Raw genomic sequence first — 22,178 nt, 5'->3', positions numbered from 1 at the left:
CGCAGCAGCGGGCCAAAACCGGTCTTTATAAATATAAGTTCTATTCGGGGGAATCCCTGCAGCTACTGATTATGCCCAGGTTGTGATCGTATCGACCGGCAGACGGTAGGAAGGATACCCCTCCTTGGCAGCCTTGCCTATCGAGATCAGCATGACCGGCTGGAACCGTTCCTTGTCCAGGCCGAACACTTCGGCAATATGCTCCTTGTCATAGCCGGCCATCGGGTTGGTATCGTATCCGTGGGCGCGGGCCACCAGCATTAACTGCATCGCTACAAGCCCCGAGTCAATCAGATTCACATCCCGCAAATCGGATGCGGAAATCTTCGCATAATAAGGCTTGACCTGCTGCAGCTGCATTTCCATTACCTCGCGGGGCATGTACCCAAGCTCTACAGCTTTGCCGAAAATTTCGTCCATATATTCAACGTTATTCGTATCATAAAATATCGCAATAACAGCCGAGGAAGTTAACGCCTGAGTCTGGTTGAAGGCAGCCAGCGGTGCGAGCTTTGCTTTGCCTTCAGCGCTGTCAATAACCAGGAAACGCCATGGCTGCATGTTGACGGAAGAGGGGGCACGGGAAGCCTCTGCCAGAATCTCTGTCAGCTCCTCTCTGCTGATTTTCACCTCGGGATCATAGACTTTCACGGAGCGGCGCTCCAGGACAATTTCGTTGAAATCGTTGGTGGTGTGGAATTTACCTGTCATGTTGCTCATATCATTTCTCTCCTTTTATCTTTATGGAATGTTCTTGACGACGTATCGTCACTAGAAGAATTGTAAACTATAAAGTATACTTCATAGCAAGCACAATGATGGGGGGATTGCCATGAAAACCAGTGAAGTCGCCCAAAGGGCTGATCTTCCGATATCGACTCTGCGTTATTATGAGAAAATCGGCCTTATTACAGAAGAGTATGTCCTTAGAGAAGAAAATAATTACCGGAATTATGTCCCGGAGATTATTACTTATCTTAAGGATGAACAGACACTTATCATAACGGCTAAAATAGCTGAAATTGAAGACGCACAAAAAAACTTGGAGGCTTCCAAGCAGTCTCTTTACCAGCTTCTAAAGATGGATATTACCTGTGAGGACGGGTTCGGAAAACACTAAAACCCCAGAGCTGCGCTCTAGGGAGTCGCATAAAGGCGAGGGTGCCGGGGGACGCTAACCTGTAATTCCAGCTCAAGGAGGCAATGATGAAAAAAATATGGACAGTAGCCTTGCTGACGTTAGCCCTGATCCTGAGCAACCCGGTAAACCCCAGCTCCGCTGCACCTGACTATGCCCGGTGGGGAACCCTGGCCGTGAAAGAGACGCAGCAGAAATACAACGCCGAAATCATCGATTACAAGCACATCGGCCGGACCCAGATCAAGCCGAAGCTTACAGAAGAGAAGTTCAAGCTGCTGGTCCGCAGCAAGGCGGGCCGGGAATTCGGCGTATTCGTGATGGTCCGCTTCAACCCTTCAACAAACAAGCTTCAGACCATTCAATTCCTGGAGACCAATGCCTGAGACTCCACCTGGCTGGTTCGCCGGGTAGCTGACACTCTTTTATTTCCAGGTCACATATACCTTAAGATCTCCTGTATTCTCGAACGGCGAGCTGTTGAAGGCCAGGTTGTTCAGTCCCAGCCCGTAGAGCCCCTGCAGATCCTGCCTCAGCAGCTTGTCGCTTCCGCGATAGCGGAACAGCAGCGATTGCTGTCCGGCGTCTGCCGCCTGCTTCGCCAGCTCCTTGAGCTGTTCCGCCGACGAAACCACCATATTCTCCTCGTACAGCCAGTAATTCAGATCCTTCTGGAGCGTCTTGTATGCCTCCACCCCCTGGCCCCCTTGATTGACCAGCTTAGACAAGGTCTGGGCATAATTGGTGGAGGCCGCCGGATAGGACTTGGTCCAAGTGTGGTCAAGCCGCATCTGGGCATCCGTCCTCATGTAATAGAGCGTACTGATTCCGCCCTCCGGACTCGGGTCCGGGTCATCCCAAGTGGTGTCGAGATGATACCATGCCCCGTTCAAAAGCACCAAATTCCAGGCATGCGACTGGGTCACACCGTCTGCGGCCCTGGCCGTTCCTTCCACAACTCTGTTCGGAATCCCCGCCCCCAGCAGCAGCTTATAGGTTAGCAGCGTATAGCCCTGGCAGACCGCACTCCCGGTCTGAAGTCCCTCAAAAGCGGTGTATTTACGGTGCGAGTGATCATATTCAAAATTCAGGACGACCCAGTCGTGGATCGCTTTTACCTTCTGGTGATTGTTCATTCCCGGTGTTATGATCTGCTGCAGAATAGCCTTCACCTGCTTGTTAACATATGCTGTCTGCTGCAGCGTCTCCCGGTATTCCACCTGAACCGTCACATGAACAGCCCGCGTGCTTCCACGGTATGAGAAGGCATAGCTGTCAATAATATAATACAGGTACGGGTCGCTCCCCATCGCCTGATTGATCGCTGTCTGGATCTCACTCTTCAGCTTGGCGGTCTTGCCCTGATAAGTGAAGGTAATTGTCTCTCTGCGGTTACTCATCGCACCGGTCAGCTTCTGCGTCATTCCTTGTGTGGTCTGCACCACTGCCGAATCCGCTGCAGCATACGCATGCTCGTATCCCCAGTACGTCGCAGGCGGTATAGCTGCAAACACAAGCATAAGTCCAACCGCTGTCTTCATCAGCGATCCCTGTCTCTTCCCCATATGATCCGCACGCCTCCTGCAATCTATATCATCGGCTATAGCCGTATACTCTTTATTAAATGCCAATAATCCCCTGTTTACAACCCGAACCTGAAGAATAAGCAGGGGTTGTTGTCTATGCTATCCATTATATCGGCTCTGCCCTCTCCGTGCATAATAAGCAATTCTCCCCCTCCCCAAGTCACTTGTACCTTTAGTTGATCACACCCCCACCGAGTAAACCCCGCCAGCCGTAACCTGAAGCACACCATTCAGCGCCTGGCGGCGGCCGTCTGCTAGCTGCAGCTTCAGCTCTTGCGTATAGCCGAGGCGCAGCGTTCCATCGAACCGGGCTGTAATCCGCGCGAATACCAGAACTCCGGCGGCCCATTCCAGGTCCACTTCATACCCTCCGCGCGCCTTCAGACCGCGGATATGGCCGTTCTTCCAGGCTCCCGGAAGTGCCGGAAGCAGCGTAAGCTCGCCCAAATGACTCTGCAACAGCATCTCTGCGATGCCGGCGGCCACACCGAAATTACCGTCAATCTGAAACGGCGGATGGGCATCGAACAGGTTGGGGTAGACGGAGCGGGTTAGCAGCGTGCGCACATAGCCGTAAGCCGCATCGCCGTCTGCGAGCCGGGCATAGAGGTTGATCAGCCAAGCACAGCTCCAGCCGGTATGCCCCCCGCCGGAAGCAACCCGCTGCTCCAGCGTGATGCGGCTGGCTTCCAGCAGCTCCGGCGTGTCCCGCCTGTTAATCCGGCTGCCCGGATACAGGCTGTACAGATGGGAGACATGGCGGTGCCCCGGCTCCGCTTCGGCGAAGTCATATAGCCATTCCTGCACCCTTCCGTCCTTGCTGATCTTCAGCGGAGATAGACGGGCAAGTGTCTGCTCCAGCTCCTCCTGAAGCTCAGAATCCACGCCGAGAATGCGCCCAGCCTCCATGCAGTGCTGCATCAACTCAGCGATCAGGCTCATATCCATAGCCGAACCCATAGATATACTGCACGCTCTGCCGTCCTCCGTGATGAACCGGTTCTCCGGCGAAGTAGACGGACTGGTAACCAGCCGGCCCTCCGGTCCTTCCACCAGCCAATCCAGGCAGAAGAGGGCAGCTCCCTTCAATAGCGGATAAGCGGTCTCAGCCAAAACCTTCATATCCGGGTTGAATTCGTAATGCTCCCACAGGTGGCGGCATAGCCACACGCCGCCCATTGGCCAGAAGGCCCAGCTGGCATCTCCGCCGGACGGTGTGGAAGCCCTCCACAGATCCACATTATGATGGGCTACCCAGCCGCGCGCCCCGTAATGAATAGCAGCCGTTCTGGCACCGGTCTCACTAAGCTCCTTAATCAGCTCAAGGAGCGGCTCATGGCATTCGCTAAGATTGCAGACCTCCGCCAGCCAATAGTTCATCTGCGTGTTGATATTGATTGTGTAATTGCTGTTCCATGGCGGCTGAACATGGGCATTCCATATTCCCTGCAGATTCGCTGCCTGGGTTCCGGCACGTGAGCTGCCCATCAGCAGATAGCGGCCATATTGGAACAATAGGGCCTCCAGCGCCGGGTCTTCTGCCCCCTGCTGATATGCGGCCAGACGTTCATCGGTGGGCCGCTCATCCGCCTCGTGACCGCCAAGATCCAGATCCATCCGGCGGAAGATCGCCTGATGATCTGCCACGTGGCGTGCGAACAGCTCCTCATAAGTCTTACCGGCTGCAGCGCTTAACCTGCTCGCGCACAGCTCCGCCGGGCTTACCACTGCTTCCAAATGCTGAGCAGCCGGAGCAGTCCTATGGCTTGCTCTGGACCGCACCTCCTCATAGTCCGTTCCGGCAGCCAGCAGCAGCAGCACACGGTCCGCGCCACTGATTACCGGCTTGCCTGCGGAATACCGGATACTTCCCCCGGTTACCTGTACATGCAGGTGCAGCTCGAACGCAACTCCAAGTCCCTCCTCATAGAGTACCGCCAGCGGATGATCCTGGTAGTATTGTCGGCAATATGCGAGGGGCAGCGTCCCCGCATTACCAGCCGGTTCCCCTCCCCTAGACTAACGCAATGCTGTAATTGGCTGTCCAGTGCCAGCTCAAGCTGAATTCCTCCGGGCTGATCGCTTGTCAGATGCACGACACCGATCTGGTCTGGTGTGCTGATGAACACCTCACGGGTGAAGCTGCCCTGCTCCGTCTGATAGGTCACTCTGGCAACTCCGCTATCCAGATCCAGCTCTCTTTCATAGGCCGTACAATTCTTTGTGCCCGGCTGCGTAAGAATCAGGTCCCCGAGCGGCATATAGGCCTGGGCGTTGACCCCAAGCATATGGGCATTCACCATATCCTCGGCCTCCCCATACTGGCCTGCAGCGATTAGCTCCCGGGTTCTTTTCAAATACCTGAGCGCTTCGTAATTATTGGTATCCCGGGGGAACCCGGACCATAAGGTATCCTCATTCAGCGAAATCAGCTCTTTATCCGTACCGCCGAATACCATCGCTCCCATATGTCCGTTCCCCAGCGGCAGCGCTTCTTCCCAGACCGCTGCGGGCTGACGGTATCTGAGCTTCCATGCGGATGTATTTTGTTTAGTTTCCATGTTCTCCTCACCCTTCGTACTAAGTTCTGAATACAGCAAAAGGCCCTGACCTAAGTCGGGCCTTTCTGCCTTCTGCTGTACTCTGGATCATGCTATATCCTATTAGGATTTACAGATTTTTGCCTGTCCACAGGGATACTCTCTTCTTCACAAGCTCAGTGAATTCTTTTTCCATATCCTGAGCGCCGGCTTTGTCCAGCTCGGCCAGGAAGGCATCATAGACTTTATCGAAATCAGCCGGTTTGGACAGAATCGCTTCCGGGATACGTTTACGTACGATATCCTGGGTCTTTTTGAAGATGACCTGATATTTACCGTCTGTCGGAACCGGCAGGTTGTACAGGGCACCTGTTTCTTTTACAGGGAATTCATCCTCTTTCGGGAACAGGTCTTTCCAGGTAGTCGCCTTATATCCGGCAAGGGATTCCTTCTCAGCTTCTGAGTACGAAGCCACGATCTGTTCAGGGAAACTTGTGGTGTAGTAGTTGTCTGTTGAATCCTTTACTCCGTCGCCATACCGTGCACCGAAGATCAGGTACTGGCCGATCCCGGTTGTTTTTTGAGTGTTCGCTGTATCATTGGCTAAGCCGTCACGGATCTCAGGCAGAACCTCACGTTTGCCATTCGCGTCCACAGTATAGTGCTTATCTTTAATCCCCCAGGTTCTCAGGACCTGGCCTTCATCGGAGGACATCCAGTCCAGCCATTTGATGATCCGCTCAGGATCTTTGGCAGCCGTAGTGATTGCAATCCCGTAGCCGTCGATTCCTGTCTGCATGAAGGAATGATCCTTATACTCTTCGGTCAGGGTTACAGGGAAGTGTCCATAGGTATACTCGTCTTTGCCGGCAGCCTTCAGGGCATTCTCACCGTCAGAGTATTCCCATTCCTGGGAGATCAGACCGAGTACACGGCCGCTGGCCACTTTCGCTTTGTATTGGTCATCCTTTTGAACGAAGGTATCCTTATCGAGCAGTCCTTGATTGTACATACCGTTCAGCCAGCGGAAATATTCCTTTTCTTCGGCGCGTTTGTAGTGAAGCTTCGCTTCGAAGGTCTCAGGGTCCACATAATATTCACCATCATCCGGTGCGCCGGTTGTAGTGAAGGCCGGGTTCGTCACAGTGATCATAATCTTCCAGTCATCGGCATTCAGCGTCAGCGGAATGGTAGGCTGTCCATCGGTTTCCGGATGCAGCTTCACATAATCCTTAAGCACCTTTTCAAAATCAGCTACAGTCCGCACCTTTGGATAGCCGAGCTCTTTGAGCACACGATGCTGAATTTCAAATCCGCCTGTGGCATCGAAGGATTTCTGGCCGACACCCATATTCGTAGGGATCTGATAAATACTCTGGTCGTCCAGACTGTATTTCAGACGGTTCATGTTCTCGCCGTAGACTTTCTTGAGGTTGGGGCCATATTTGTCGATCAGGTCCGTCATATCAATGATCAGTCCCGCATCCACCAGGGTACTCAGACTTCCTTTAGCGAAAATAATATCAGGAACGTCGCCGCTCGCCGCCATCATCGCAATCTTCTGGTCGCCGCCGCCGCTGCCTACATCGAATTCAGCTTCAAGGGTAACCCCTGTCTTCTCCGTAATCGCTTTACCTACATCATCCTGCATCTTGTTCCAGTTCGGGCTGGCATCCGCACCGAAGAATGTGAACGTAGCCGGTGAGGTATCTAGAGCCGTATCATCTGCTGCGGCAGTAGCATCTGGTGTAGTTCCTGAGTTGTTAGACGTCGTATTGTTGGCTGCATTATTGCCATTGCCTCCACAACCGGCGATCAGCATCGAGCTCATCAGCAGGAGCGTGAAGATCGTCTTGGTACTCTTGCGGTTCATTGTGTATCCCCCTTGTATCTTAGTATGTTGCCTCTATGCATATCAGGTGAGACCTGAATATACCATTGTGAACGCTTGCATAACTACTATAAATATAAATTACCATAAATTAACACTCAGCCTTAAGCGGGTTAGCTGCCTGGCTCTGCACTGAACCCGGCAGCTTCTCCCCCTGTCGCTCTGGGTTAAGGCCTATGCCTTAACTGCACCCAGCGTCATACCGCCGACAAAATACTTTTGCAGGAACGGATAGACCACGAGAATCGGCACCGTTACGACAATGGTAATCGCCATCTTGATCGACTCCGGTGAAATCTGCGCCATCTGTCTGGCCATATCATTCGCATTTGCCATGCCGCTGCCCTGATTGGTCGAAGACAGGACCTTCATCAGCTCGAACTGCAGCGTAGTCAGATGCGGCTTGTTGCCGTTGTAGAGATAGGTGGTGAACCACTCATTCCATTGCCCCACGGCCAGGAATAAGGCGATAGTCGCCAGCACCGGCTTACAGAGCGGAAGAATGATTTTGTAGAAAATCATAAAGTCATTCGCGCCGTCCAGCTTGGCGGATTCCTGCAGGGCAAACGGCAGCCCGTCCATGAAGGAGCGGATAATGAAGACGTTGAACGCGGATACCATACCCGGCAGGATGTAGATCCAGAACGTTCCGATCAGATTCAGGTCCTTCATGAGAATGTACATCGGCACCATACCGCCGGAGAAGTACATGGTCAGGGCCAGGAATACCGAGACGAATCTTCTGGCTCTGAACTCCGGACGGCTGAGGGTAAAGGCCAGCATGGAAGCACTGATCAGACCCAGAAGGGTACCGGAAATAGTACGCAGAATCGATATTTTGAAGCCTTGAATCAGCCCCGTATAGCTGAAGATCCGCTGGTAATTCTCCAGAGTCCAGACCCGCGGGAAGATATAGATGCCGCCCCGGACCGTATCTGTAGATTCATTGAAAGAAATCGCCAGCACGTTCAGAAAGGGATATAACGTCACAATCATAATCAGGATTAGAGCGATGTAGAGAAAAATATCGAAGACACGTTCACCTTTTGACATTTGAAATGCTTTGCCACCCATGGATGATCCCCTCCTTACATAATGCTTTCTTTGGCAAATTTCTTCATTAGACCGTTGGCGGTAAACAGCAGGATGACACTGACTACCGAGGTGAACATGCTTATCGCGGTACCATAGGAGAACCGTCCAATCTGTATCCCGTATTTAAGCGCATACAAATCCAGCACTTCCGAATAATCGGTAACCATGTTGTTCTGCAGCTGGAATTGCTTCTCGAAGCCGATGCCGACCAGATGGCCGATATTCATAATCAGCAGCACCATCACCGTTGTGCGGATACCCGGCAGCGTAATGTTGAACATCTGCTTGACCCGTCCTGCACCGTCCACTTTGGCCGCTTCATACAGCTCTTTATCAATGCCTGTAATCGCTGCCAGATAGATAATCGCATTCCAGCCCGTTTCCTTCCAGATGTCAGCAGCCGTTAAGACTCCCCAGAAGTATTTCCCTTTGGCCATGAACTGAATCGGCTCATCAATCACATTCGTCCAGAGCAGCAGATCATTCACGATCCCTCCATCGATGGCAAGCGTCTTGTAGACAATCCCGCCAACAACGACCCAGGATACAAAGTGGGGCAGGTATGATATCGTCTGAACCGATCTCTTGAAGATGTTCCCGCGCAGCTCGTTGAGCATCACGGCGAACAGGATAGGAACCACGAAGCCGAAGATCAGTCCCAGCATGCTCATCGCCAGTGTATTTCTTAATACGAGGTAGAAGCGTTCATCCTGAAACAGCTCCCGGAAGTTGTCCAGTCCGACCCATTTCTGCTCGCTGAACGACCTGACCGGCTTATAATTCTGGAAGGCCATTAGCCATCCCCATATGGGCACATAGCTGAATATAAATACCCAGATTACGAATGGAAGGGACATCAGGTATAAGTACTTTTGCTGGAGTACGCTTTTCCAAAATCCACTATTCCGTTTCGCAGGTGGGCGGGGGGTTACGCTTTCATTTGCTGTAACACCGCTTTCAGTGAGCGCTTTCACGATCATTATTCCCCCTTCGCTTTGATAGCTTTATCTTATCCCAGCGCCGGGGGCGAGAATACCCAACAGATTTCACGTAAAAACCTATAGAAATTAGACATTCTCCCCGCCTGCATCCCCTTAAGCCTTCAAATCACTGTCCCTTCGGGATTGAAAATGTAATCCGGGTCCCCTCTCCTTCCCGGCTTGAGATGTTCAGCCCGTGCTCCGCTCCGTAATACAGAGTCAGTCTCTGCTGCACATTGCGCAGCCCGATCCGGCCCTGCTCTTCTTCCTCTGCCTTGGTGATGACCTCCATAATCTCGGACAGCCTTCCTTCCTTCATGCCGATCCCGTCATCCAATACAATCACCTGAATCTCCTGATTCTCCATGAGGGTAACAGCGATGCTGACATGCACCGTGCCTTCCTTGTTCTCCAGACCATGAACGACCGAATTCTCCACCAGCGGCTGGATAATCAGCGGCGGAATCATCACCTCAGCGGCGGCTGGATCGAAGGCAATCTCATATTCCAGCCTGTCCTCATACCTGAACTTCTGTATCTCCAGATAGGAGCGGATCATCTCAACCTCTTCCTTGATCGGCGCTCTCTCCCGGCCTACTTCCAGATTCTTGCGCATCAGCTTGCCCAGCAGCCGGACAATATTGGCGATCTCCTTCTCTCCCCGCAGATGGGCGTTCATACGGATCGACTCCAGTGCGTTGAACAGAAAATGCGGATGAATCTGGCTGGCCATCATCTTCAGCTTAATCTCCCGCTGGGCGATCTCCAGCGTGCTGTTCTTCTCATTGCTCTCTATCACCTGGGTAATCAGCTGGTTGATGCTGGCTACCATGTAGTTGAACTGGCGCGACAGCTGGCCGATCTCGTCTGTTCCGTCAATGTGGGAGACCACATTCAGATTCCCGAGGGCCACTTGATTAAGCTGGCGGCTCAGCCGCAGCAGGCGGTTGCTCGTCAGCAGCGAGATAGTATAGACCAGTACAAGCGCAACCAGCAGCACCCCGATTACGATAAGCAGGCCCAGCTGACTCACCTTGTTGGCATCGCTCAGAATGCTTTTGGTCTCAAATACCGAGATAATCTTCAGCTTGCTGACACTCAGCTCAGGGATCATCTCATCGATGATGACGTAGGAATCCTTGTCCTTCACCTGGGTCGTGAACACGCCTTTGGACTGCGCCTGCACATCAATCCCTATGTCAAAAGCATCCACTGTACTGCCCACCAGCTGCGGATTTTTGGCGGATACAATATAGCCCTGCTCATCGATAATGATGGTCTCGAACGGCTCCTGATGCAGCATCTGGTTCAGCTCATTCTGGTTTACCTGCACCATCAGGACTCCCGACTTGCTGTATTCAGGGTAGGGCACCTGTCGGATCAGACTCAGTTTGTTGATGGTTCCTTTGGGGCTGTTGATATAAGGGTCCTTGTCGTGGATATACATCCAGTAGATCTGATTGTTCTGCATAGCCTGTGTGTACCAGTTTCTCGTACGGATCTCCGGCGTTACCGGTGCGATAGACATATCGTCTACAAGTGTGGGATTGTCGATGAAAAAGCGGATATTGGAGATTTCCCGGTACCGCAGCACATATTCCTTGAGGTCGGTATAGTTCAAGTAAGCCTTGGTCAGCTCCAGGATACTCGGATAATGTGTATTGACCAGCCGCTCCAGATCCTCATCGAAATAGAGCAGATTCGAAATATCTGTAGGAACCCGCAGCTTGCTGTACAACTGGCTTTTGATCTTTTCCACGTTGTTGGTGGCCTGATCTATCGCTCTGTTCAAGGCTCCCTCCCGAAAATAATTCGTCAGAATAATCCCTGCAATCAGCACGGGAATCATCACCACTACGATATAAAAGAAGATCAGCTTGTATTTCAGCTTCATATTATTGACCATCCGCACCAGCTTCTTGATATCAATCTCCCCTCTCTATACAAACAGGCTGCTCCCGGTCTTCTGCAAGAAGGGGAACAGCCTGTATATCATAAGCCTCATACCGAATTCTCTGCAAGCTTGCCGTGACCTACAGCTCCAAATTTCCCCTTCGCTTCTTTTATCTTTTCGTTAAGTGCTTTAATTCAGTTCTCCTTGCGGTATGCGCTTGGGGAGACGCCGACATATTTGCGGAATTTGGCATTGAAGTAATCGGAGTTCATGTATCCAACCTGCTCAGCCACCTCATAGACCTTCATGCCCTGGGTCAGCAGCTGCTTGGCCTTCTCAATCCGTACCTTATCCAGATACGTGTTGAAGTGCTCGCCCACCTGGTTTTTGAACATTTTACCCAAATAGGCACTATTGTAGTTAAAAATCTCCGCAAGTGTGCCCAGCTTCAAATTCTCCTTATACCGGCGCTGGATCAGATCTGTAATCCGCTTAATCTCATCGCCGCGTCCGCTTCCGCTACCCGTCAGCCGGGAAAGCTGCTCCATGTACCCCGCCACCAGCCGCTCTGCATCATGCAGATATCTGCTGCTGTAGACCTCGCCCATCGGCGAGGCTTGTCCGGCAATCAGCGGGCGCAGCTCAGGACTTGCCGCCTCCAGCCGGGCAATCGTACTGCTGACAATCCGCAGCAGCTGGTCCTTGATATAAGTCTCGTCCCGCTGGGTATGCACAAGCTGGCGGATAATCTGCAGCGTAAGCTCCCTGGCTACCTCGCTGCTGCCAGCCTCCACTGCCAGTAACAGCTGCACCTCAATATCACGCTCGGGGTCCGGCTCCTCCTCCGGTTCCATCGCGCCTTGTGCAGGCTCCTCCCACAGATCCGGCATTCCGCAAAGGAGAGTATTCCTCTGCCCGAAGAAGGCATCGTCCAGACGGGCGCGTGCGGCCCCGAAGGACTCTCCTGCCTCCTGCGGCCGGACAGCTGCTCCGCCCGCTGCGGCCACGAACTCCAGCCCCTCCTTCGAGATCAGATGGTGCAGCTCCTGCCAGAGCGCCGCCCGGGCGCGTTCATCCCGGAGCGGCTCCTTCAGCAGAATTCCCATGTATGGGGGGAGGGTGAAGAAGAAGCCGTCCCCCTCCTGCTCCTGCCAATGCCGCTCCATCAGCCGCTTCACTGCATCCTCGCGGGCATCCTCACCCTTGTTAAGCCCTTTCAATTCCAGCAGCACCACTTCGCAGCTGCTGTCCGTGAGGCCCAGTTCAGCTGCGGCTTCCTTCGAATTCGACTGCAGCAGCTCCCGCACCAGCACCTCGGTGGTTCTTGCCGGCTCCAGCGCCTGCCATTCGTTGATCCGTTCCTCCAGGCTGATCTTCTCCCGCAGCTCCTGCAGATAGCTGATCAGCTCCTCCTCATCCACCGGCTTAAGCAAGTATCCGTCAATATGATAGGAGATGGCCTGCTTCGCATATTCAAAATCGGCATAGCCGCTCAGAATCAGCACATGGCAGCCCGGACTTTCCTTGCGCAGCTCAGCGATCAATTCCAGTCCGGTCATTCCCGGCATACGGATATCCGCCATCACAAGTCCAGGTTTCAGCTCACGGAATTTGTCCAGCGCTTCATAACCGTTAGCCGCTGTCGCCACCACGGTATACCCCTCTTCCTCCCAGGGAATCAAGGTGCGCATCCCTTCCCTCAGCTTGGGCTCATCATCCACAATCAGTACTTTGATCAATTGGGGCCTCCCTTCACAGAGCTTATTACAAACTTTACAGCAAGCTTATACCATAACCTATACAAGTGGAAACGGCATTGCCGTCCTTTTAAAGGACGGTACCGTTTCAGCGAGAAATAGAAGGATAAATTATCGTGTGCAACATATAAATTCTTATATTTTAAAAGAAAATAAGCTGCCACCCTTTACAGGATGGCAGTCATTCCGTGCGGATATTCTATTTACGGTACGAAGCCAGCTTCTCATTCAGCTCACGGGTCTGGCCGTATACATCCTGATACAAAGCGAAGATCCCGTCATATAGCGCTGCCTGATCTGCATTAGGGGTATAGGTCTCTGCCGGACGGATGAAGGCTTCCGCACATGCACCCAGGGATTCGAACCAGCCTGCGCCATAGGCTGCCAGCATAGCTGCGCCCATAGCCGGACCCTGCTCGCTCTCCAGCTTGATGATCGTAGCGCCGAAGATATCAGCCTGCATCTGCAGCCAGGCTTCATTCTTGGCCCCGCCGCCGATCGCCACAACCTCGGTAATCTCTTTGCCGGATTCACGCACAATCTCAATCGATTCACGCAGCGAGAAGGTGATGCCTTCCAGCACAGCGCGGGTAAAGTGGGACAGAGTATGTCCGGAATCCATCCCGATGAAGCTGCCACGGATGCTCGCATCCGGGTGCGGTGTACGTTCCCCGCTGATGTAAGGGGTAAACAGCAGCCCGCTGCTGCCAGCCGGGATTTCGTTCACTCCCTGCAGCAATTCGTCGAAGCTCTTTTCTGCTGCAAAGGTCTCCTTGAACCAGGTCAGGCTGTGTCCTGCCGCCAAGGTAACACCCATGATATAGAAGGCATCCTTCTCACTGTGGTTGAAGAAATGCACCTTGCCTTCAAGGTTAAGATCCTTGTTGCTCTCGTAGGACAATACCACGCCGGAAGTCCCGATACTGCACATCGTCCGGCCTTCACCCAGAATGCCGGCGCCTAGTGCGCCGCAAGCATTGTCTGCCCCGCCGGCGAACACCTTGGTGGTAGGCAGCAGGCCGGAGGCTTCGGCAACTGCCGGAAGCAGGGTTCCAGTCTGCTCGAAGGATTCTACGAGTCTCGGGCAGAGGGAGACCGGCAGATCGAACGCTCCGGCAATCTCCGCACTCCACTGCTTCGCGCCAACGTCGAGCAGCAGGGTTCCGGCTGCATCGGAGTAGTCCATGGCGTAATCACCTGTCAGGTGGTAGCGCACATAATCCTTCGGCAGCAGGAATAATTCAGCCTTCGCGAGCACCTCCGGCTCATGCTCCTGGACCCACAGAATCTTCGGAAGCGTGAAGCCTTCGAGCGCACGGTTTCTGGCGATATCAATCAGCTTGCTGCCAAGCTTCTTCTCAATCTTGCGGCATTCCGCAGTCGTACGCGTATCATTCCATAGAATGGCGGGACGCAGCGCCTTGCCTTCGCCGTCAACGAGCACAAGCCCGTGCATCTGGCCGGAGAAGCTGATGCCGTCGATCTGTCCAGGCTTAGCGCCCGATACTTCCATCAGACGCTTCAGACTGGCGATGGTTCCCTCCACCCAATCCTCCGGGTTCTGCTCACTCCAGTTCGGCTGGGGTCTGCTGAGCGGATACGCTTCAGAATGCTCAAAAGCCACCTTGCCCTGAGGATCAACCAGCACAGTCTTTACCGCGCTGGTTCCAAGATCGACACCAATTACATATTTCATAGTTATCCTCCTAAAAGTTATATAAAGCATTACATCTCTTGGAACATCTCCGCAATATAACTCGCTTCGTAAGCATAATCTTAAGTTTTGCGGGGTTCCGCATCCTGTATTCTCTTCTAGCAAAACTCGCTTCGTAAGCCTCTTCCGTATGACCGGAATCGCTTCCACTGAACATGCGGCTGCGATTGTATTTCCTGCAATAGATTCTCAATAAATCGGCCAAAAATCGCAAGCTATTGCACTTTGTACACTAGAATTTGTTGAAAAGGCTGTTTTGTAGGGTACCCTCAAATATCTGTTGTATGGAATACAGCAGAATGCTATTTCCCAGCCAAATTAGATCATTCTACTGCACAAAATACACTCACACAGCCCAGCACCTCAAGATTTATCGCATTTATGAAATACATACACTATTGCACTTCCGATGCCCTACTCCGCAGAAAACTCCGCGAGTCTGCATTAAAAAAGGGGCTGCCGAAGAATGCTCTCTTCAGCAACCCCCGTTGCGTGTATTCTCTAATGAATCTGCGGGCAATCCCGCAAATCCGGCAGCGTCTTACTCAGCAGTCAGGATGTACTGGTTAAGTGTAGCTCTCAGCAGTTCCTGACGTCCGGATTTGTTCGGACGCGGGCTCTCGTTGTTCAGCGCGTAGTCAGCCAGCGAAGCCAGTGTCGCTTTGCCGGATACGATGTCAGCGCCAACGCCTTCGTTGAAGCTGCTGTAACGATCCGCAATGAAGTTCTCGAATACGCCGTCTTCCAGCAGCTTAGCAGCTACCTTCAGGCCCTTAGCGTATACGTCCATACCGGAGATGTGTGCCAGGAACAGATCCTCAGGCTCGAAGGAAGGACGGCGTACCTTGGAGTCAAAGTTGATTCCGCCTTTGCCCAGACCATCGTTCTTCAGTACTTCATACAGAGTCAGTGTAGCATCGTAGATGCTTGCAGGGAATTCATCTGTATCCCAGCCGAGCAATGGATCGCCCTGGTTCGCATCGAGTGATCCCAGCATACCGTTGATACGGGCTACATGCAGTTCATGCTCGAAAGTATGGCCAGCCAGTGTAGCATGGTTCGCTTCAAGGTTCAGCTTGAAGTGCTTATCCAGGTTGTACTTCTGCAGGAATGCGATGCAAGTTGCTGCATCGAAGTCATATTGGTGCTTGGTAGGCTCTTTCGGCTTAGGCTCAATCAGGAATTGGCCGTCGAAGCCGATTTCCTTCGCATAATCAACAGCCATGCTGAACAGGCGGGCAATGTTGTCCTGCTCCAGCTGCATATTGGTGTTCAGCAGAGTCTCATAACCTTCACGGCCGCCCCAGAATACATAGTTGTCAGCGCCCAGACGTTTACCTACTTCCAGACCTTTCTTCACTTGTGCAGCAGCGTGTGCGAATACGTCAGCGTTGCAGGTAGAGCCTGCACCGTGCATGTAGCGCGGGTTGGTGAACATGTTGGCAGTGTTCCACAGCAATTTTTTGCCGGAAGCCTTCATGCCTTGTTCAAGGATGTCTACGATGGTATCGATGTTGCTGTAGAATTCACGCAGGGACGCGCCTTCAGGAGCGATGTCCACATCATGGAAGCAGTAGTACTGCAGGTCCATCTTATCCATGAATTCGAATGCTGCTTCAGCACGGGCCTTAGCCTTGTCGAGCGTGCTCAGTTTGTCCCAAGCGCGGACTGCAGTTTCAGCGCCGAACGGATCGGAACCGCCAGCTGTTAATGTATGCCAGTAAGCCATTGCAAATTTCAGGTGTTCTTCCATTGTTTTGCCGGCTACGATTTCTGTAGGGTTGTAGAATTTGAATGCATAAGGGTTAGTGGAACGGCTTCCCTCGTAAGAGATCTTGCTCACTGTTTCAAAATAAGCCATTTGTAAAATCCTCCTCGATATTTTGCTTCGCCCGCAAGCGTTTACAGCATCATCTTAACACATCTTTTTGACTTTGTATATTGGTTAAACAAAGTTTTTTTATTTTTATTTTTCCCGTTGTTATGCATTGATCCTGATGCCTGTTCCCACCTCTATAAATTCCTTTTATTAAAAAATATGTAACATCCGGATCGTCCTAATTCAATGGATGCAGTTGCATTTTTGCGCTCTTCATTCTAGACTAGGGGGCATACCCGCGCAGCGGAGAGCGTCTTCACGCTCCCGTGTCAGCGAGAAATAGAACGATAAGTTATGGTGTGAAACATATAAATTCTTATATTGTAAAAGGAAGTGTGCTGCTTGAAAGTTACCGGTGATCAGGCGCTGGTCAAAAAAATAAACAAATCGATTATTTTACATACCATCCGTATGCATTCCCCCATCTCGCGGGCCAAGGTATCCGAGGTGACAGGCCTTAATAAAGCCACCGTCTCCAATCTGGTAGCCGAGCTATGCGGGCAGCAGCTGGTTACTGAGGCTGGACCCGGAGAATCCAGCGGCGGGCGTAAGCCGCTGATGCTGCATTTTAACGAAATGGCAGGAACTGTAATCGGGATCGAGCTGCGCGTAAAACAGCTTAAGGCCGTACTCTGCAATCTGGGGGGCGGCATTCTTCATGAACGGGACAGTGTGCTCGAGAATCACGACTTCCCTTATGTGCTCGGACAGATGCAGCAGATGATCTCGGAGCTGATCGCTACGGCTCCGCCTTCTCATTACGGACTCGTGGGCATTGGTGTCGGCGTTCCGGGAATGGTCGATGAGCACGGCGTTGTCCTGTTCGCGCCCAACCTGGGCTGGGAGATGGTCGACCTGCGTTCGATTCTGGAAAGCGCCTTCGCGGTGCCGGTCACCATTGATAATGAGGCCAATGCAGGCGCCCAGGGTGAGCTGAACTTCGGAGCGGCGCGTGATGTGCGCCATCTGCTGTATATCAGCGCAGGCTCGGGGATCGGGTCGGGGATTATTATCGGCGGAGAGTTGTATAAGGGCGCGCGCGGCTATGCGGGAGAGACCGGACATATGACGATTGAAGCAGAAGGCAAGCCTTGCAGCTGCGGCAGCCGGGGCTGCTGGGAGCTGTATGCCTCCGAGAAAACCTATGATAACCCCGGCCTCTCTCTCCCGGCCCGCACAACGACCGGACTGGTCAAGTATGCGCTTGAGGGGCAGCCCGATACCCTAAGCCATTTCAACTCCATTGGCGAGTATCTGGGAATCGGAGTTACCAATCTGATCAACAGCTTCAACCCTGAGTTGATCGTTATCGGGGGCGCTCTATCGGAGGCGGAGCCGTGGCTCGGCGAGCCGCTGCGCCGGGTTGTAGCGGAGCGTACCCTCCCCTACCACAAGCAGCAGCTCGAAATCACCTTCTCCAGGCTGGGAAGCCGGGGAACTATGATTGGAGCGGGTTTTTCAGCGGTGATGCATTTTCTGGGCAACATTCGCGTGACCCTATAGAACACACCCGCAAGCGGAACGGCTGCGGCATGCTTTTTTATGATGCGGCTTGTTTTTGCGTGAAATAGCAGGATCACTTCGGGTCTACGGCATATATTCTTATATTTCTTAAAATCGCCGCATTTTTATCTGCATTTCCTGCTCTAAAAGGAGTATCTATCCTATATAATAAGGATACTTGTGTGACATTTGTCACCATACCCTTTTTTCTGAAATGGAGAGAGAATCCATGACTTATGTTGATACGTCTGATATTTCGGCGAAGATGTTCATCGCAGTGCTGCTGCTGCTGCTCATCATTGCTCCGCTCGTCAGCCTCGGTGTCCTGCGTCTGTTCCAGTCGCGGAAGAAATCGGGATTCCTCCTTATCGCCAGCGGCATTGCCGTTTATGCTGTCTTTCAGATGTTCATGTCTCTTACCTGAGGCCTGCTAGCAGACAGTAATCACGTAAGCAAGTGGAGAAGCAGCATTTAAGATTGTTCATATTCGTTAAAGCAGGCCAGACCAATGGGCAGATTTAAATGTTGTTTTTCCTCCGCACCAAGTGGAAACGGTACCGTCCTTTTAAAGGACGGTACCGTTTCAGCGAGAAATAGAAGGATCATTTATAGTGTGAAACATATAAATGCTTATATTTGCAAAGAGCCGCCTCCCACCGGGAAGCGGCTCTATATATTTCAGGATTGCCGGCTATTATTCCGTTGCAGCCAAAGCCTTGTCGAACTTGGTCTTGTTCATACCAACGATCTTCATATCCCCGATCACCGTAATCGGCACGGCTCTCATGCCCATATCCCACACCTGCTGGGCGTACTCTTCGTTCTGCTCAATGTTGCGTTCTTCGTACACTACCCCTTTATCGCTCAGGAAGCTTTTCACCTGACGGCAATGCGGGCAATTCGTCGATGTGTATACAATTACATTCTCCATAGTATGATTTCCTCCTCGTATCTAAAGTATTAGACTCTAAAATCTATTCTAGCACCGGAATCCTTGCTTCTCCAAATGCCATACTTACATAATTACTGCGCTGTGCTCCAGGCTCTCGATATATTTCTCGGCATCCATAGCCGCCATACAGCCGCTGCCTGCAGCCGTGATGGCCTGTCTGTAACGGGTATCCTGCACATCGCCGCAAGCGAATACGCCGGGAATGTTCGTCTCGGAGGTGCCAGGATTCGATACGATATAACCGTTCGCATCTGTAGTGATCTGTCCGCCCAGGAATGCCGTATTCGGATGATGGCCGACCGCCACGAATACTCCGCTGGCTTCAATGAACTCTTCTTCGCCGGTCTCGTTGTTAATTACCTTCAGGCCAGTTACGCCCTTGTCTCCGGCAATCACCTCTACAGGAGTACGGTTCAGTCCCCAGGTCACTTTGGCGTTATCGCGGACACGGTCCTGCATAATCTTCGAGGCCCGCAGCTCTTCACGGCGGTGCACCAGGGTTACCTTGGAAGCAAAACGTGTCAGGAAGCCCGCTTCTTCAAGCGCGGAATCGCCGCCGCCGACCACCACGATCTCTTTGCCGCGGAAGAAAAATCCGTCACAGGTAGCACAAGTGCTGACCCCGCGTCCGATGTTATCCTGCTCCCCGGGAATCCCGAGATACTTGGCTGTAGCACCCGTGGAGATAATCAGCGTATCCGTAATCAGCGTGCCCATGCCTTCCACGTTCAGCTTGAACGGACGGTCGCCCAGTTCCACGCTGTTCACCCAGCCGGTCACGAACTGTGCACCGAAACGCTCTGCCTGCTTGCGCATATTATCCATCAGATCAGGACCCAAAATGCCTTCCGGGAATCCCGGGAAGTTCTCGATCTCTGTTGTAGTTGTAAGCTGTCCGCCTGGCTGCGGACCTTCGATAACGAGCGGGTTCAGGTTCGCCCGGGCCAAATATATAGCAGCTGTCAATCCGGCCGGTCCAGTACCGACAATAATTGATTTGTACATGATGATATCCCCCTTGAGATGGACGGAAAAGACGCCATTCCTTATTTAAAATAATTATAATCTAGTATTTATTATGATCACCTCAAGGGGAGTTGTCAATATGCCAGAACCGTTGTAAACGCTCCTTTTTGTGAACAATTCAATTTTAAGCAATTTAAAATAAGCGGGGGCACATATTCTGCTGCTCCCTCCATTGTACCGGCTTCTAACGCAGCAGACGCAAGCCGTTAAGGATGACGAGAATCGTGCTTCCCTCATGCCCGACGACCCCGAACGGCAGCGCAATCCCCTGCACAAAGTTGCTGATCATCAAGGTGGCAATGACCGTTACCGCAAAAATCATATTCTGCTTCACAATCCGCTGTGTCCGGCGCGCCAGGGCAATCGTCCCGGCAATCTCTTCAATGTTGTCATTCATCAGCACCACATCGGCAATCTCCAGGGCAGCCCCGCTGCCCTTCATCCCCATGCCCATGCCAACCGTTGCGGTAGCGAGTGCAGGTGCATCATTCACCCCGTCGCCTACCATGATGACATGACCGTATTGCTCCCGAAGCGCCTTGACGTGCGATACCTTATCTTCCGGCAAAAGTCCCGCGAACACAAGATCAACGCCGCTCTGCCCCGCGATTACCCGGGCTGTAGCCTCGCGGTCTCCGGTCAGCATCGCTACCTTGATCCCCAGATCATGCAGCTTGCGCACGGCAGCCGCCGCCTGGGGGCGAACGGTGTCCTGCAGGGCAATCATTCCGGCGATGGTCTCTCCGGCAAGGATCAGCGATACCGTTTTGCCGTCCTGTTCCAGACTGCTGCGCAGAGCCATCCAATGGTCCGTAGCCGCACCTGCCGCTTCATCCAGCAGATTGGACTTGCCGATCCGCCACAGCTGGCCGTCTATGACGCCTTCAATTCCCCAGCCGGTAACCGACTGGCTCTCTTCAATATCCCGCAGTCCGATTTGCTCCGCTTCCGCAAGCGCGACAATGGCCTCTGCCAGCGGATGCCCCGACAGCTTCTCGATCGAGGCGCTCACGGCCAGCAGCTCTTCCCGCACATACCCTTCTCCGGCGATGAAGTCCGTGACCTGCGGAATGCCTTCCGTCAGGGTACCTGTTTTGTCAAAAGCAACGACCGAGGTCCGCGCCATATTCTCCAGATGAACCCCGCCTTTGAACAGGATGCCTTTGCGGGCGCTCTTGGAGATAGCCGACAGCATGGCGGGCATGATTGAGGATACCAGCGCACACGGGGACGCCACAACCAGGAAGACCATTGCCTTATAGAACGTATTGCTCCAGCTCCAGTCCAGCACAAACGGCGGCAGGGTGATCAGCAGTACTGTGGCAGCCACCACAACCCGGGCATATACGGATTCCAGCCGTTTGATAAAACGCTGCGAATCCGGCACTTCGTTCTCCGCCTCTTCCACCATGCGGATGATTTTGGCGAACAGTGTATTCTCGGCAGTCTTCGTCACTTCTATATAGAGGGGACCTTCTCCATTGACGGTACCTGCGAATACTTCACTGCCGGCAGCTTTGTCTACGGGAAGCGATTCTCCCGTGATGGAGGCCTGATTCACAGAGGATTCCCCCCGGCATACCTTACCGTCAGCGGGAACCAGCTCACCCGGACGGACCAGCAGCAGATCGCCCAACACGAGCTGATCAATGGTAACCTCACTCATCGCTCCCTGCTCAATGCGCACGGCGGTAGCAGGCTTGAGGGCCAGCAGGGCGGAGATATCCTTTTTGCTGCGCTCCATCGTGTAGCTCTCCAGCGCTCCGCTCAGGGCAAAGATGAAGATCAGCATCGCCCCTTCATTCCAGTACCCGATGGAGGCGGCACCCAGCGCTGCAGCGATCATCAGCAGGTTGACATCCAGGTCACGCTCTTTGACCAGCGTCTCCACGCCTTCCTTCGCCTTCATCCAGCCGCCCAGTGTATAAGAGATCACGTAGAGAATTACGGATAAGACCTCCGACCAGCCGCTGGTAGCCCAGGCTGCCAGCATAATCAGCCCGCTCCCCAGAGCGGCCTGCATTTCGGAGTTGCTGAGCATCGCCAACGGATCGAAGCGGCGCGGTCCCGGAGTCCGGGGCTGCTGCGCCCCTCCTTGACGCGCTATGGATTTGGGCATTGATTTCGAGGTTGCTTGCATAATAAATCACCTTCCTGAATGGTTTTGGTTAAGCGCACACTTGAGAATGAGAGCCATTATTAACACCCTTAAAATGACACATG

18 protein-coding genes are annotated in these 22,178 nt (G+C 52.8%); 4 read left to right on the top strand and 14 right to left on the bottom strand.

Annotated elements, in window-relative coordinates; genetic code table 11:
• Nucleotides 1-69: 69 nt before the first annotated feature.
• Nucleotides 70-720, bottom strand: coding sequence for a nitroreductase family protein (locus tag MKX42_RS05550; RefSeq protein ID WP_340751645.1), 651 nt, complete (start codon nucleotides 718-720; stop codon nucleotides 70-72).
• A gap of 112 nt (nucleotides 721-832) precedes the next feature.
• On the opposite strand from MKX42_RS05550, the gene MKX42_RS05545 reads away from it, so the two are divergent.
• Both MKX42_RS05545 and MKX42_RS05540 read left to right on the top strand, forming a co-directional pair.
• On the top strand, nucleotides 833-1,120 hold the full coding sequence (locus MKX42_RS05545) for a MerR family DNA-binding transcriptional regulator (RefSeq protein WP_340751644.1): 288 nt from the start codon (nucleotides 833-835) through the stop codon (nucleotides 1,118-1,120).
• An 86-nt stretch (nucleotides 1,121-1,206) separates the two neighbouring features.
• On the top strand, nucleotides 1,207-1,524 hold the full coding sequence (locus MKX42_RS05540) for a DUF3889 domain-containing protein (protein WP_340751643.1): 318 nt from the start codon (nucleotides 1,207-1,209) through the stop codon (nucleotides 1,522-1,524).
• Between the two features lie 39 nt (nucleotides 1,525-1,563).
• Here the strand turns inward: MKX42_RS05540 and MKX42_RS05535 are convergent, their stop codons facing one another.
• The 10 genes from MKX42_RS05535 to xylA form a co-directional block, all read right to left on the bottom strand.
• The gene (locus tag MKX42_RS05535; RefSeq protein ID WP_340751642.1) at nucleotides 1,564-2,703 is read right to left on the bottom strand and encodes a transglutaminase domain-containing protein; all 1,140 of its coding nucleotides are present in this window, start codon (nucleotides 2,701-2,703) and stop codon (nucleotides 1,564-1,566) included.
• A 201-nt stretch (nucleotides 2,704-2,904) separates the two neighbouring features.
• Nucleotides 2,905-4,545 (bottom strand): glycosyl hydrolase family 95 catalytic domain-containing protein, encoded by a 1,641-nt coding sequence (locus MKX42_RS05530; RefSeq protein ID WP_340751641.1) that lies wholly within the window; start codon nucleotides 4,543-4,545, stop codon nucleotides 2,905-2,907.
• Nucleotides 4,546-4,601: 56 nt separating this feature from the next.
• Nucleotides 4,602-5,285 carry a glycoside hydrolase family 95 protein gene (locus MKX42_RS05525; RefSeq protein WP_340751640.1) on the bottom strand — a complete coding sequence of 228 codons (684 nt, stop codon included), beginning with the start codon at nucleotides 5,283-5,285 and terminating at the stop codon, nucleotides 4,602-4,604.
• A 109-nt stretch (nucleotides 5,286-5,394) separates the two neighbouring features.
• Nucleotides 5,395-7,137, bottom strand: a complete 1,743-nt coding sequence (locus MKX42_RS05520; RefSeq protein WP_340751639.1) for an ABC transporter substrate-binding protein — start codon at nucleotides 7,135-7,137, stop codon at nucleotides 5,395-5,397.
• A 192-nt stretch (nucleotides 7,138-7,329) separates the two neighbouring features.
• Complete coding sequence (locus tag MKX42_RS05515) at nucleotides 7,330-8,229, bottom strand: carbohydrate ABC transporter permease (protein WP_340751638.1); 900 nt, start codon at nucleotides 8,227-8,229, stop codon at nucleotides 7,330-7,332.
• Nucleotides 8,230-8,243: 14 nt separating this feature from the next.
• Nucleotides 8,244-9,230, bottom strand: coding sequence for an ABC transporter permease (locus MKX42_RS05510; protein WP_340751637.1), 987 nt, complete (start codon nucleotides 9,228-9,230; stop codon nucleotides 8,244-8,246).
• Between the two features lie 127 nt (nucleotides 9,231-9,357).
• Entirely contained in the window at nucleotides 9,358-11,136 is a 1,779-nt protein-coding gene (locus tag MKX42_RS05505) for a cache domain-containing sensor histidine kinase (RefSeq protein ID WP_340751636.1), read from the bottom strand.
• A gap of 182 nt (nucleotides 11,137-11,318) precedes the next feature.
• On the bottom strand, nucleotides 11,319-12,863 hold the full coding sequence (locus MKX42_RS05500; RefSeq protein ID WP_340751635.1) for a response regulator transcription factor: 1,545 nt from the start codon (nucleotides 12,861-12,863) through the stop codon (nucleotides 11,319-11,321).
• 217 nt (nucleotides 12,864-13,080) lie between these two features.
• Complete coding sequence (gene xylB / locus MKX42_RS05495; RefSeq protein WP_340751634.1) at nucleotides 13,081-14,577, bottom strand: xylulokinase; 1,497 nt, start codon at nucleotides 14,575-14,577, stop codon at nucleotides 13,081-13,083.
• Between the two features lie 559 nt (nucleotides 14,578-15,136).
• Nucleotides 15,137-16,456: a xylose isomerase gene (xylA, locus tag MKX42_RS05490; RefSeq protein WP_340751633.1), complete on the bottom strand. Its 1,320-nt coding sequence runs from the start codon at nucleotides 16,454-16,456 to the stop codon at nucleotides 15,137-15,139.
• A gap of 360 nt (nucleotides 16,457-16,816) precedes the next feature.
• Here xylA and MKX42_RS05485 point away from each other — a divergent pair, with 360 nt between their 5' ends.
• Both MKX42_RS05485 and MKX42_RS05480 read left to right on the top strand, forming a co-directional pair.
• On the top strand, nucleotides 16,817-17,977 hold the full coding sequence (locus tag MKX42_RS05485; RefSeq protein WP_340751632.1) for an ROK family transcriptional regulator: 1,161 nt from the start codon (nucleotides 16,817-16,819) through the stop codon (nucleotides 17,975-17,977).
• Nucleotides 17,978-18,206: 229 nt separating this feature from the next.
• Complete coding sequence (locus MKX42_RS05480; RefSeq protein ID WP_036694925.1) at nucleotides 18,207-18,401, top strand: hypothetical protein; 195 nt, start codon at nucleotides 18,207-18,209, stop codon at nucleotides 18,399-18,401.
• A 270-nt stretch (nucleotides 18,402-18,671) separates the two neighbouring features.
• Here MKX42_RS05480 and MKX42_RS05475 read toward each other — a convergent pair whose 3' ends face one another.
• From MKX42_RS05475 to MKX42_RS05465, 3 genes are all read right to left on the bottom strand, one after another.
• Complete coding sequence (locus MKX42_RS05475) at nucleotides 18,672-18,908, bottom strand: glutaredoxin family protein (RefSeq protein ID WP_340751631.1); 237 nt, start codon at nucleotides 18,906-18,908, stop codon at nucleotides 18,672-18,674.
• A gap of 84 nt (nucleotides 18,909-18,992) precedes the next feature.
• Entirely contained in the window at nucleotides 18,993-19,934 is a 942-nt protein-coding gene (gene trxB / locus MKX42_RS05470; RefSeq protein WP_036694921.1) for a thioredoxin-disulfide reductase, read from the bottom strand.
• Nucleotides 19,935-20,139: 205 nt separating this feature from the next.
• Nucleotides 20,140-22,095 (bottom strand): heavy metal translocating P-type ATPase, encoded by a 1,956-nt coding sequence (locus tag MKX42_RS05465; RefSeq protein ID WP_340751630.1) that lies wholly within the window; start codon nucleotides 22,093-22,095, stop codon nucleotides 20,140-20,142.
• Between the last annotated feature and the right edge of the window lie 83 nt (nucleotides 22,096-22,178).

The sequence above is a fragment of the Paenibacillus sp. FSL R7-0204 genome (assembly GCF_038002225.1).
In the GTDB taxonomy this organism is placed as follows: Bacteria; Bacillota; Bacilli; order Paenibacillales; family Paenibacillaceae; genus Paenibacillus_AQ.
Note: the sequence above shows the minus strand (reverse complement) of the source record. Positions and strands in the feature narration are given on the sequence as shown.

Excerpts from the sequence above, each read along its gene's own strand:
- MKX42_RS05550 (WP_340751645.1), bottom strand. The coding sequence starts at position 720 with ATGAGCAACATGACAGGTAAATTCCACACCACCAACGATTTCAACGAA.
- MKX42_RS05545 (WP_340751644.1), top strand. The coding sequence starts at position 833 with ATGAAAACCAGTGAAGTCGCCCAAAGGGCTGATCTTCCGATATCGACT.
- MKX42_RS05540 (WP_340751643.1), top strand. The coding sequence starts at position 1,207 with ATGAAAAAAATATGGACAGTAGCCTTGCTGACGTTAGCCCTGATCCTG.
- MKX42_RS05535 (WP_340751642.1), bottom strand. The coding sequence starts at position 2,703 with ATGGGGAAGAGACAGGGATCGCTGATGAAGACAGCGGTTGGACTTATG.
- MKX42_RS05525 (WP_340751640.1), bottom strand. The coding sequence starts at position 5,285 with ATGGAAACTAAACAAAATACATCCGCATGGAAGCTCAGATACCGTCAG.
- MKX42_RS05520 (WP_340751639.1), bottom strand. The coding sequence starts at position 7,137 with ATGAACCGCAAGAGTACCAAGACGATCTTCACGCTCCTGCTGATGAGC.
- MKX42_RS05515 (WP_340751638.1), bottom strand. The coding sequence starts at position 8,229 with ATGGGTGGCAAAGCATTTCAAATGTCAAAAGGTGAACGTGTCTTCGAT.
- MKX42_RS05510 (WP_340751637.1), bottom strand. The coding sequence starts at position 9,230 with ATGATCGTGAAAGCGCTCACTGAAAGCGGTGTTACAGCAAATGAAAGC.
- MKX42_RS05505 (WP_340751636.1), bottom strand. The coding sequence starts at position 11,136 with ATGGTCAATAATATGAAGCTGAAATACAAGCTGATCTTCTTTTATATC.
- xylB (WP_340751634.1), bottom strand. The coding sequence starts at position 14,577 with ATGAAATATGTAATTGGTGTCGATCTTGGAACCAGCGCGGTAAAGACT.
- xylA (WP_340751633.1), bottom strand. The coding sequence starts at position 16,456 with ATGGCTTATTTTGAAACAGTGAGCAAGATCTCTTACGAGGGAAGCCGT.
- MKX42_RS05480 (WP_036694925.1), top strand. The coding sequence starts at position 18,207 with ATGACTTATGTTGATACGTCTGATATTTCGGCGAAGATGTTCATCGCA.
- MKX42_RS05475 (WP_340751631.1), bottom strand. The coding sequence starts at position 18,908 with ATGGAGAATGTAATTGTATACACATCGACGAATTGCCCGCATTGCCGT.
- trxB (WP_036694921.1), bottom strand. The coding sequence starts at position 19,934 with ATGTACAAATCAATTATTGTCGGTACTGGACCGGCCGGATTGACAGCT.
- MKX42_RS05465 (WP_340751630.1), bottom strand. The coding sequence starts at position 22,095 with ATGCAAGCAACCTCGAAATCAATGCCCAAATCCATAGCGCGTCAAGGA.